Origin of the sequence: Saccharopolyspora endophytica, assembly GCF_018070075.1 — a bacterium.
Lineage (GTDB): Bacteria > Actinomycetota > Actinomycetes > Mycobacteriales > Pseudonocardiaceae > Saccharopolyspora > Saccharopolyspora endophytica.
In genome coordinates, this window is sequence record NZ_JAGPXE010000010.1 from 24,569 (window position 1) to 36,105 (window position 11,537).

The 11,537-nt window shown below is 68.1% G+C and carries 10 protein-coding genes; 6 read left to right on the forward strand and 4 right to left on the reverse strand.

Annotation, left to right across the window (positions count from 1 at the left end):
- The first annotated feature begins 2 nt into the window (after positions 1-2).
- On the forward strand, positions 3-2,051 hold the full coding sequence (gene fxlM / locus KBO27_RS22030; protein ID WP_210971789.1) for a methyltransferase, FxLD system: 2,049 nt from the start codon (positions 3-5) through the stop codon (positions 2,049-2,051).
- The gene (locus KBO27_RS22035; RefSeq protein WP_210971790.1) at positions 2,048-3,175 is read left to right on the forward strand and encodes a hypothetical protein; all 1,128 of its coding nucleotides are present in this window, start codon (positions 2,048-2,050) and stop codon (positions 3,173-3,175) included. The genes fxlM and KBO27_RS22035 overlap by 4 nt, the downstream gene beginning before the upstream one ends.
- A 335-nt stretch (positions 3,176-3,510) precedes the next feature.
- On the opposite strand, the gene KBO27_RS22040 is transcribed toward KBO27_RS22035, so the two are convergent.
- Positions 3,511-3,930, reverse strand: coding sequence for a MerR family transcriptional regulator (locus KBO27_RS22040; protein ID WP_246537821.1), 420 nt, complete (start codon positions 3,928-3,930; stop codon positions 3,511-3,513).
- A gap of 129 nt (positions 3,931-4,059) precedes the next feature.
- On the opposite strand from KBO27_RS22040, the gene KBO27_RS22045 reads away from it, so the two are divergent.
- Positions 4,060-4,269, forward strand: a complete 210-nt coding sequence (locus KBO27_RS22045; RefSeq protein ID WP_307870545.1) for a heavy-metal-associated domain-containing protein — start codon at positions 4,060-4,062, stop codon at positions 4,267-4,269.
- Complete coding sequence (locus KBO27_RS22050; RefSeq protein ID WP_210971793.1) at positions 4,266-6,725, forward strand: heavy metal translocating P-type ATPase; 2,460 nt, start codon at positions 4,266-4,268, stop codon at positions 6,723-6,725. The genes KBO27_RS22045 and KBO27_RS22050 overlap by 4 nt, the downstream gene beginning before the upstream one ends.
- A gap of 340 nt (positions 6,726-7,065) precedes the next feature.
- Here the strand turns inward: KBO27_RS22050 and KBO27_RS22055 are convergent, their stop codons facing one another.
- Positions 7,066-8,154 (reverse strand): flavin-containing monooxygenase, encoded by a 1,089-nt coding sequence (locus tag KBO27_RS22055; protein WP_210971794.1) that lies wholly within the window; start codon positions 8,152-8,154, stop codon positions 7,066-7,068.
- Positions 8,155-8,227: 73 nt separating this feature from the next.
- Entirely contained in the window at positions 8,228-9,067 is an 840-nt protein-coding gene (locus tag KBO27_RS22060; RefSeq protein WP_210971795.1) for a helix-turn-helix domain-containing GNAT family N-acetyltransferase, read from the reverse strand.
- 150 nt (positions 9,068-9,217) lie between these two features.
- Here KBO27_RS22060 and KBO27_RS22065 point away from each other — a divergent pair, with 150 nt between their 5' ends.
- Positions 9,218-9,757 (forward strand): DinB family protein, encoded by a 540-nt coding sequence (locus tag KBO27_RS22065; RefSeq protein ID WP_246537787.1) that lies wholly within the window; start codon positions 9,218-9,220, stop codon positions 9,755-9,757.
- Positions 9,758-9,770: 13 nt separating this feature from the next.
- On the opposite strand, the gene KBO27_RS22070 is transcribed toward KBO27_RS22065, so the two are convergent.
- Complete coding sequence (locus KBO27_RS22070; protein WP_210971796.1) at positions 9,771-10,076, reverse strand: thioredoxin domain-containing protein; 306 nt, start codon at positions 10,074-10,076, stop codon at positions 9,771-9,773.
- A 126-nt stretch (positions 10,077-10,202) separates the two neighbouring features.
- On the opposite strand from KBO27_RS22070, the gene KBO27_RS22075 reads away from it, so the two are divergent.
- Positions 10,203-11,537, forward strand: coding sequence for an NAD(P)-binding domain-containing protein (locus KBO27_RS22075; RefSeq protein WP_210971797.1), 1,335 nt, complete (start codon positions 10,203-10,205; stop codon positions 11,535-11,537).

The window sequence follows — 11,537 nt, forward strand, 5'->3', positions numbered from 1 at the left end:
CGATGACCTGGAACGACGAGGACCTGCAGACGACGAACGATCAGGAGCCGTGGTCGCAAGCCACCATCGCCTTCCCCGATCCCAGAGGGATCAGCTCTGACGGCGCCGCTGCGCTGGTCTCCGGGTTGGAAGGGCAGCGGTTCCACTTCCTGCGCAAGGAAGGCAAGCTCCGGCTCCGTGCCGAAAAGCCCGTCGCCGACGTTCTCGACCGGCTCGTCGCCGACCAGCACGCGACCAGCTGGGCGCCCGGAATCTACGAGCCGGAGGTCGAGGCATTCGGCGGCGCGGAAGGCATGGCGATCGCCCACGAGCTGTTCTGCGCCGACAGCCCGGCAGCGCTGGCCGCCACCGGCGATTCGCGCAACCGCGAACGCTGCATCCTGCTGCTGTCCACGCTCCACCGAGCGGCAGGATTGGATCCCTTCGAGATCGGTGATGTCTGGTCCCGACTCGCCGCGCTCCGACCGTCGGTCATTCCACCCGATGAGCAGGAACAGTCCTCGCGGCTCGCTGCGATGCGGCGCCTGATGCACGCCGACGCCGCTCAACGCGAGACCACCGAAAAACACTGGTCCGAGCGCGTTGCCGCCTTCACGGCAGCCGGGAGCGCGCTTGCCGACCTCGCGTCGACCGGTCGATTGACCAGAGGCCTGCGCGCGGTGCTGGCCCACCACGCGATTTTCGCGTTCAACCGCGCGGGCACCCCACCCGCCGAGCAGGCCGCCGTGGCCTGGCTGGCCCAGCAAACCACCTTCGACAGCGATGTTTCGACCACCGTGTCGCCCTCGGACACGCGCTCGCCGGCCCCTAACCTTCCGCGGATGAACAACATGATCACCACTGACCCCGCCGAGCTCCGCGAAGAGCTCGTGGCCCGCCTGACCGCATCCGGGCGCCTGCAGACCCAAGAGATCATCGACGCATTCCGCACCGTCGAACGCCACACCTTCGTGCCCGACGCCGACCCGGCCACCGCCTATGGCGAGGGCACCGTCCCTATCAAAGACGCCCTTGACGACGGCGAAACGATCTCCTGCATCTCCGCCCCGTCAATCGTGGCGACCCAACTCGAACAGCTCGCCCCACAACCTGGCCACCGCGTCCTGGAAGCTGGCGCTGCGACCGGCTACAACGCCGCGCTGCTGGGTCGACTCGTCGGACCTGGCGGACATGTGTGGACCGTGGACGTCGACGAAGACCTGGTCTCCGGTGCGGCCGCCAACCTGGCGGCCGCCGGTATCGAGAACGTGACCGCCTTGCTGGGCGATGGCGCGGCCGGATTGCCCGAGCAGGCTCCGTTTGACCGGATTCAGTTCACCGTCGGTGCCGGCGACATTCCCACCCGCGTCTTGGATCAGCTCGCCCCTGCCGGTCGGCTGGTGATTCCCATGCGCATCCGTGGGTCGATCTCGCGGTCGTTCGCCTTCGAGCGCGACGCCAACGGTCTGACGTGGAAGACAGTCTCCTGCGAGATGGCCACGTTCATTCCGCTGCGCAAAGGCGTCGCCGACGACATTCGTACCCTCGTCCACCACGACGGACCTGGTGATGTCCACCTGGAGACCTACACCGAACAGCAGGTGGACCGCGACGCGATGCGCAGCATCCTCGATCAACCCGCGCACAAGATCTACACCGGCATGAAGCTCCGCCAGGGCTTCTCCTGGGAATGGGTCTACCTGCACCTCGCCTGCACACTGCCCAACGGCCTGTCCCGCATGCCCGGACAGCGCCCGGGCTTCACGCCGCATTTCGCATGGGGCTCCATGGCCGCCCTCGACGGCGACAGCCTCGCCTACCTCACCGTGCGCACAGGAGACGACGAAGACGGCCGCTATTGGGAGCCCGGCGTCATCGGCCACGGCCCGCGCGCCACCGAGCTGGCCGACCAGGTCGCCACCGAATTCGCCACCTGGGCCCGCGAACGAGGCAACGACGCCCCCGAACCCGGTTTCCGGATGGCCACCGACACCCACCGCGACCTCCTCGAAGCCGCCGACCCCCGGTTCGTCATCGACAAACCCCACAGCCGACTGGTCATCGACTGGTGACGACCGTGGCCCCAGCCGTGAACCCCGCGCTCGCCGAACAGATCCCCCTGGTGCGCCGCCCCAAACCACTCGGGCTACCCCTGGAGAAGCGGATCGCGGAGCTCACCGCACTGACCGACTGGCCTGCTGGCGCGGACCACCACCAACAGGTAGCCCGCGCCAGCGGCGTCATCAACGTCGCCGCCCTCATCGCCTCCGACATCGGCCTTGCACATCTCGCTGAAGACCTCTGCTGGCGTCTGCACACGATCTTCGCCGAGCCGCGGGATGTCACCCCCGATGTTGCTGTGATGGCATTGATGCCACTGACCAACATCGCGCGTCTACTCATCCGCGAAGGCAAGCCCACCGAGGCCTACGAACTGCTCCAGCAGCTCTATCACGCAGCCCGACACCGCGAGGTGGCCACGATCCGCGGCCAGGACATCGACCTCTCGGCCTGGACTCACACCCGTGAACACCACCGCCGCATCTGCACGGAACTGTGGAGCACGGTGCTCATCGACGGCGCCCGCGCCCTGGCGCGCGCTGGGTGCTGGACCCACGCTGCCGAAACGATCGCCGCCCATCGCGGCATCGGAAACCGGCTCCTCGACGGCCGCCAAATCAAGATCATGGCCCTGCTCGAACAAGACCACCGCTCGCAGGCGACGGCCCTGATCGACTCCACCATCCCCAGCGAAACCTGGGAAACAGCCGTCGGCCAACTTCTACGCCTGTCCTGCAGACAAGGCAGCTCGACAGATCGACGCGACCAAGTCGATTCCGCGGTCGACACGACGCTTGCGCTGATGAACGACACAGAACCCAGCACCACAGCTTTCCGAGTCCGCCTGGGGGTGACCACATTGGACCTGGCTGGCGACCTCTCCACTAAGACAATCACGCAGTTGCGACAGACAGTCGTCTCCGCCGCGCTCTCAGACGCTTACGCCGCACGCGAAGCCATGCGGAACCAGACGCTCTGTGCCCAGCTCACCACTGAACAAAAACACCAACTCACCGCCGTACTCGCCGTCTCAGGGCTCGACCAACGAACGATGTCCGCAGGCCAGGACCAGGACATCACCACTGCGGTCCACCACGCCGAAGAGCACCTGCGGACGCTGATCAGGCACCGGTGACGGTCGAGCCAGTTTCGAGGTCGGCTCGACCGGCGAGCATCCAGGAGGCGTTGGTGTGGCGGAGGTCGTGGATGTGGTGGGTCGGTAGTGTCCGTGGGTTCGGCTGTGGCGGTGGTAGGTGGTGATGGCGGTGCGGCAGTGCTGGCAGCGGCATCCGGTGTTATAGCGGCCAAGCTTGCACGAGAGTGGCGGCGTGGGCGGAATTCGACCGCGGATGAGCTGACAGTGTGAGAACCGCAGCGAGCAACAAGTCCGCTGCCAGAAACAAAAGATCCCACGGAGCCCGAAGGCCCGCGGGGTACCTCGAACGCGAAAGTTTGGGCTTTCCCTTCGGTTTACGTGGCGCTGTTGTCGGCGTTGGCGTGGTTTTCGATGATGCGGCAGACGACGGCGTTTTCGCCGCGGCGCTGGCCTTCGCGGGCGGTACGGCGGGCTGTGGCCAGTGAGCGGCGCAGCTGGCGTAGTTCACGGAGGGTGCGGTCGATGTCGGCGATGTGGGCGTCGAGCAGTTCGGTGACCCGCCCGCATGGCGCCGCGCCGTCGCGCTGCAGGTCGATGATGTCTTTGATCTCGGGCAGGGTCAGGCCCAGGGTTTTGGCCTGGCGGATGAATCGCAGCACCTCGATGTCGTCGTCGGTGAAGATCCGGTAGCCGGCCTGCGTGCGTTCAGCAGGCGGTAGGAGTCCCTTGGACTCCCAGAGCCGGACCGCTTTCGCGGTCACGCCTGCGGCCTGGGCCGCAGCACCCACGGTCATGTCCACAACTGTCTCCTCTCGCGTGGCTGCGCTCATCCTTGACCTTACCCCTGGGGCAGGGTTCTAGCGTGCTTTCGAGATGAAAAACCACAGGTCAGGAGAACGGAGGGCGTGGTCATGGAGACGTTGGTGTTGCAGGTGTTGGGGATGTCGTGCGGCGGTTGTGAGCAGCGGATCGACGCGGTGTTGCGCCGGGTCGAGGGGGTGCGGGATGTCACCGCGGATCACACCACCGGTGCGGTGCGGGTCCGCATCGGCCCGGAACTGTCCGATCGCGGTGTGCTGGTCGAGCGGCTGGAGACCGCCGGTTACGAGGTTGTCGAGGGGGCGAGCCAGTGAGCACGACCGTCGCGGATCAGCCGGAGTTGTGGGCCTCCGAGCCCAGTCCCACGCCGGGGCATGAGCGGATTCGGGCCCGGATCGGGGGGCTTCACTGCTCGCTGTGCACCGGCACGATCGAGAAGGCCCTGGGACGGCTGGACGGGGTGGGCACGGTGGCGGTGAGCCTGACCCACGAGCAGGCCCTGGTCGACTACGAGCCCGCGCGTGTCTCGCCCGATCGGATCTTGGGCACATTGCGGGATATCGGCTATGACCTGTATGACCCGCGCAAGCTGCGGGCGTTCGAGGACGAAGAACGCGACCTGCTGCGCGAGGGCAAACGCCTGTTCACCGCGATCGGCGTGAGTCTGGCCGCGATGGTGCAGATCGCCGAGGGCTGGTGGACGATCGCGTGCGCCACCCTGCTGGTCGGGGCGCTGGCGCTGGTGTTCTCGATCCTGCGCCCCACCGGGCGGGCGCGGGCGGCGGGGTGGGCCGCCGCGGTCGCCGCCCCCGGTGCGCTGGCCCTGGCGGCCCGCTTCGCGGGGTGGCTGGATCCGCCGGTCAACGGGTGGATCGCCGCCGCCCTGGCGGGGGTGATGGTGTTCGGGGTGGCCCCGCACATTCTGCGGATGGCGTATCAGTCCGCCCGCCGCGGCATCCTCAACCAGCACGTGCTGCTGGAGATTGGAGCGTTCGCCGGCATCACCGGCGGCATCATCGGCCTGACCGGCGTCCTGTCGGACTATCCGACCGCGGAGTTCTTCGCGGTGGCGGCGATCGTGGGGACCTACCACATCTTCTCCGAGTGGCTGTCGTTGCTGGTCAAGACTCGCTCCAGTCAGTCGATCAAGAAACTGCTGGACCTGCAGCCCGACCTGGCCCGCCTGGTCACCGACTCCGGCGAGTCCGAGGTGCCCGTCGAGCAGGTCGAGGTCGGCCAGCTCGTGCGGGTCCGGCCCGGCGAGCGCATCCCCCTGGACGGGCGCATCCGCTCCGGCTACTCGGCCATCGACTTCGCGTTGGTCACCGGGGAACCGGTTCCCACCGAGCGTGGACCGGACGAGGACGTCGTGGGCGGAGCGATCAACGGCACGGGCAGCCTGCTGGTCGAGGTCACCGCGTCCGGAGCGGAAGGTTTCCTGGCCCAGGTGGTGCGCCACGTCGAGGATTCCCGGGCGCTCAAGCCCGGCATCCTGCACCTGGTCGACAGGGTGCTGCGCGTCTACACGCCCACTGTGCTCAGCGTGGCCGCGATCGCGCTGCTGGCCTGGCTCGGTGCGGGGTGGGTGACGTCTGGGCAGCCGGACGTGCACCGGGCGGTGTTCGCCGCCCTCGGGGTGCTGGTGATGGGCTACCCGTGTGCGGTCGGGATCGCCGCGCCGCTGGCCATCGTGCGCGGCACCGGGCACGCCGCCGACCGGGGCATCGTCATGCGCACCGGCGAGGCGTTCCAGACTTTCCGGCTGGTGCGCCGCATCGTGCTGGACAAGACCGGCACCGTCACCGAAGGCCGCCCCACTGTGCGGGCCGTCGCCTCCACCGACGGTGACACCGCCGCCGTGCTGGCGCTGACCGCCGCGGCCGAGCACCACTCCGAACACCCCTTGGCCCGCGCTGTCATGGCTGCGGCCGAGGAGGCGGGCGTGACCGTGGCGCAGGCGCACGACTTTGAGTCGATGACCGGCTCCGGGGTGCGTGCCACGGTCGACGGCCAGCACGTGTTGGTGGGCCGCCCTGGATTGCTCACCGACACCGGCGTGGACGTGGCGGGGTTGTCGGACTGGATCACCAAGCAGGAAGCAACCGGGCACACCGTCATCGCGGTGGCCGCTGACCAGGTGCTGCGGGGTGCGATCGCGCTGGGCGACCAGCTACGGGCCGACGCCGCCGCGGCGGTCGCGGCCATGCGCCGGGCCGGGATGGAGCCGGTGTTGGTCACCGGCGACAACGACCGTGCCGCACGCCACGTCGCAGGCCAGCTCGGCATCGAGCAGGTGCACGCCGGGGTGCGCCCGGACGGCAAGGCCGAGATCGTGCGCGAGTTGCAGGCCGATGGCACCCGTGTGGCCATGGTCGGCGACGGCATCAACGATGCCCCAGCGCTGATGCAGGCCGACGTGGGGCTGGCTGCTGGCGGCGGTACCGACATCGCGGTGGAATCCGCCGACATCGTCCTGCTGCGCGAGGATGTCACGGCGGTCCTCGACGCCCGTGAGATCAGCGCCCGCGCCTACCGGCGCACCCGGACCAACGTCGGTTTGGCGTTCACCTTCAACGGTCTGGGCATCCCGTTGGCCTCGACCGGGCTGATCTCCCCGGTGTGGGCCATGGTCGCCATGGCTGCCTCCGTGACCACGATCTTCCTTAACTCCTTCGGCACCCGCCCTTCCCTGCTGATCAACGCCATCACCAGCGTCGGCCGCGCCCGCGGCGCAGCAGATCAGCAATCCGCCGAGCGAACTGTGGCTTGATCAGTCGCGAAATAACCAAGTCTGACCATCCGCCACTGGTTCCGGGAACGGTCCTCGGAGCAGGATTCTGACAAGACCGTCGCTCCCCGCGGGATGCTGGCGCTACCGGCCGCCGCGGTGTTTGTGGTCTGCGCGCAGATCTCCATGGGCGCCCCGTTGATCCCGAGGTTGGGCGAGGTGCTCAACACCTCGCCCAACCTAGTTGGGCTGGCCGTACCCGCCCACGTGTACGCATCTGTCTTGGGCTCTGGGGACGAGAGCTTGGCTTGGAGCAGCAGACGTGCGGAGAATTTAAGGCGAACGGTTACGTGTTCTTTCGCTGGTGCCCAGATCCAGAAATTTAAGCAGGTGTTGGGCTGCAGCAGTGGTGGTGTTTGTGGGTGCGGACGGCTGTGGCGAGGTGGCTGGCGACGTAGTGGGCGTCGCGGTGGACTCCGCGGAGGGTGGCGGAGGAGAAGCTGGTTTGCCATTCCAATCCGACGTACCCGAGGCCGGGGCAGGTCAGGGAGAGGCCCCGTCGATGTCGAGGTGCACCTGCCGGGTTGAGGGCTCCGAGCGGTTGGAGGTAGGACACGTCGGGGCGGTAGCCGGTGGCGAGGATGACGGCGTCGATGCGTTCGCGAGTTCCGTCGGTCCAGGTGACCTCGGTGGTGTTGAGGTGATCGAAAAGGGGTCGGTGGTCGGGTTTACCGCCTTCGATGACGGCTTTGTAGGAGCCTTTGTCGGAGACTGGGGTGGTGGGGATGGTGCGTAGCCATGGGCCGAGGGGCAGGATGTCGAGTCTGGTGGTGGCGGTCCACCAGTGCAGGTCGCGGCCGAGCAGGGTGGGGTTGGCGTAGCGCAGGGGTGTGCGGCTGGTGATGGTGGTGTGGGCGTGTTCGGCGAGTTCGACGGCGATCTGGACCGCGGAGTTGCCGGCTCCAACGACGAGGACGCGTTGTCCGGCGAAGGGTTCGGGGCTGCGGTAGTCGGATGCGTGCCGGACTGTGCCGGCGAACTCGGTGAGGCCGGGGACTTCGGGCCGGTGGGGGCGGCTGAATCCGCCGGTCGCGGCGATGAGGAGGCCTGTGTGCAGGGTGTCGCCGTGTTCGGTGTGGACGGTGTAGGTGCCGTTGTCGGCGGTGACGGCGCTGACACGGTGGTGGGTGCGGATGTCGGCGTCGAGGCTGCGCGCGTAGCGGCGGAGGTAGTCGACAACTTCGTCGCGGTGCGGGTAGTGGTCGGGGTCGCCGGGGAAGAAAACGCCGGGGAAGGCGCTGAATCGGGCTGGTGAGAACAGGGTGAGGCTGTCGTAGTAGTGCGGCCAGGATCCGACCGGTTCGGCTCCTGCTTCCAGCACGACGGGCCGGAGGCCCTGGGTGCGGAGGGCGTGGGCGGCGGCGAGTCCGGACTGGCCGCCGCCGATGACGATGGCGTCGCAGAGGTTCACAGGGCACCTTTCATCGACCGACGCCCTCACAACGGGCGACGGGTGTGGGTGGGGGAATTGCCGTTAGATCAGGTCAGTCGTTGTCGCAGTTGCGGCGGCGTTCGAGGAAGACGGTGTCGCGCCAGACGCCGTGGTGCTGGGCGATGCGTTCGCGCAGGCCGACGGTGCGGAAGCCGGCGGAGTTGTGCAGGGCGATGCTGGCCCGGTTCTCCGGGAAGATGGAGGTCTGCAGGGTCCACAGGCCGTCGGCGTCGGCGGCGGTGACCTGCTTGTGCAACAAGGATTTTCCGACGCCGCGGCCTCGGAAGTCCTCGCCGACGTAGACCGATGTTTCGGCCACGCCGGAGTAGCAGTCGCGGTTGGACACGGGGGTCGCGGCAGCCCATCCGGCGACTTGCCCGTCGACCTCGGCGACCCAGCGGTGTTGAGGTAGCCACTTGGCTTCCAGGGACTTGCGGGGCGGGACGTCGGTTTCGAAGGTGGCGTTGCCGGTGGCGATGCCTTCGGCGTAGATGCGACGCACGTCCGTCCAGTCGCCGGGTTGCAGCTGCCGGATGGTGACGTCCTCGGGGAGGTTGTCCGGGCAGCACGGGCGGGCGACGACGCCCATGACCGCGTCGGCTGCGTGCGGCAAGCCGGTGCAGCAGGCGGTGTTGACCGAGACGAAGGTGGTGGTGCGTTCCTTGTGCAGCAGCACGAACCCGACGTCGGCGAGCTTGCGCACGTGGTGCGAGCAGGTGGACTGGCTGATGCCCAGCTGTTCGGTCAAGGTGCCCACGCTGATCGTGCCGGCCGCCGCCACAGCGTGCAGCAGGCGGACGCGGGTGGGCTCGGCCAGGCACGCGAACCACTCGGCGTAGGTGGCCGCGTCCTCGGCCGGCAGCAGCCCGGTCTCAGAAGCCGTCGTCGTCATGCTGCAAGTATCGACGCACATCGATGGTTTCGTCAATCGATTCGTATCGATAAACCGGCGTGGCGTTCGCGCGCAGGTATGGACAGGCCCGTATGGGCCGAGCAGCCTGTGGGTGCTCAAGGCGTGTGGACTTCGGGGTGGGAGGAAGTCATGTGCGAAATGCCCTGCGTGGACCGGCAGGTGATTCATGAGGAGATGGAGCGAGCACGCGCGGGATTCCATGAGCTGCTCTCCCGCGCTACGGAGGCCGAGTTGGGCCAGATGAGCAAGGGCACGCGGTGGACCAATGAGCAGCTGCTGTTTCACATGCTGTTCGGGTACATGATCGCCCGGAATCTCGTGATCTTGGTTCGCTTGTTCGGGCGGCTCCCCGTAGGAGTGTCACGAGGCTTCGCCGTGCTGCTCAACGCCTCGACGAAGCCGTTCGACGCGGTCAACTACTGGGGGTCGTGCGGTGGACCCAGAGTCTTCGGTCCTCGGCGCATGACGGCGAAGATGGACCGCGTGATCGACGGACTGCATCGCCGGCTGGATGCCGAGCGTGAAGAGGATTTGCGGCGAGGCATGCACTATCCGACCCGTTGGGACCCGTTCTTCGCCGACTTCATGACGTTGGCCGATGTCTACCACTTCCCGACGCAGCACTTCGATTTCCACCGGCGACAGCTCACGCTCGACACCCGTGGCTGAGCTAGGCGGTTGTTCAACCAAGCGCCTCGTCGATTGCCTGACGCAGCGCGGTCTCACTCGGTGCCCCGTCGACTGTGCCGTCGGCGTTCCGGTACAGGCGGCACGACAAGCTTGGCGCGGTCTGGGGCTGGGCGAACGGGTCAGATCCGTTCAGCAGGACTGTCGGTGAGCCGGTCATGCCCCGTTCGATCGCCTGGGCCTGATCATGTACCTCGACCAGGTCCACATCGGCCGCTCGGCCGGCCAGAGCGGAGGTGATTCGCTGCTGAGCCAGCGAGGCGTTCGGGCATCCCGGAATGGTCAACACCGTGATCCGCATTCAGCTGTCCCTTCCGGTCGGCATCGGACTCCAAGTATCGACCCGGATCGATGCTTGCGTCAATCGATGTGCGTCGATACATTCGAGGCAACTTCATCGAAGCGGATCGATGCAAAGGGGAGTGTCGTGGACGAGAATCCGGTTGTGGTGGTGGGTGCGGGCCCGGTGGGCCTGGCGGCAGCCGCCGAGGTTTTGGAGCGGGGTCTGGAGCCGTTGGTGCTGGAGGCGGGTTCGGAAGCCGGTTCTGCGGTGCGGGAGTGGTCGCACGTGCGGTTGTTCTCGCAGTGGTCGGAGCTGATCGACCCGGCCGCGGCGCGGTTGCTGGAGCGTCAGGGCTGGCAGGGGCCGGATCCGGCGGCCTACCCGTCGGGTGCGGAGTGGGTCGAGCGTTACCTGCGGCCGCTTGCGGCGGCGCTGGGGGAGCGAGTGCGCTTCGGTGCCCGGGTGATGGGCGTGGCTCGCCGTGGCCGGGACCGGGTCGTGGATGCCGGACGGACCTCCGAGCCGCTGACGGTCCACTTCGAGACGGCGGGCGGCGAGCAGCGGATCACCGCGTCGGCGGTCATCGATGCCTCCGGGACGTGGCGCAGCCCGAACCCGCTGGGCGGCGACGGACTCCCCGCCGTCGGAGAGCGCGCCGCGCGGGATCGGATCAGCTACCAGGTGCCCGACGTTTCCGATGCGCAGGTCCGGGCTCGGTTCGCGGGCAAGCGCATCGCCGTGGCCGGCAGCGGGCATTCGGCCCTGACCGCGTTGGTGGCTTTCGCCGGGCTGGCCGAGGAGGCGCCGGGCACGGAGATCGTGTGGGTGCTGCGCCGGGGCCGCTCGGGGGATGTGTTCGGTGGCGGCGAGGCCGATCAGCTGCCCGAGCGCGGGGCGCTGGGGCAGCGCGCCGAGCAGGCGGTCGACGCCGGACACGTTCGCACGGTGACGGGTTTTCGCACGGCAGCCGTCGAGGCCGATGGCGACGGCCGCTTGGTGCTGACCTCGTTCGAGGGGCACAAGAGCGAGCCCGTCGACGAGGTCGTGGTGCTGACCGGGTTCCGGCCGGATCTGTCCTGGCTCTCGGAAGTCCGGTTGGGCCTGGACCCGGTGCTGCAGGCGCCGACCGCGCTGGCGCCGTTGATCGATCCGAACGTGCACTCCTGCGGCACCGTCTACCCGCACGGGGCCAAGGAACTGGCGCATCCGGAACCGGGGGTGTTCGTGGTCGGGATGAAGAGCTACGGGCGGGCGCCGACATTCCTGGCGATGACCGGCTACGAGCAGGTCCGCAGCGTGGCCGCCGCGATCGCAGGCGACACCGAGTCCGCCGAGCGGGTCGAGCTCGTCCTGCCGGAGACCGGGGTGTGCGGCGGGGCCGGGCTGTTCGACGAGCCCGAGGTCGAGCAGGGAGGTGGATGCTGCGCCGCGCCCCAGCAGACCGTCGAGTTGGCAGCGCCCGGAGCCGCTGAGCGCTGA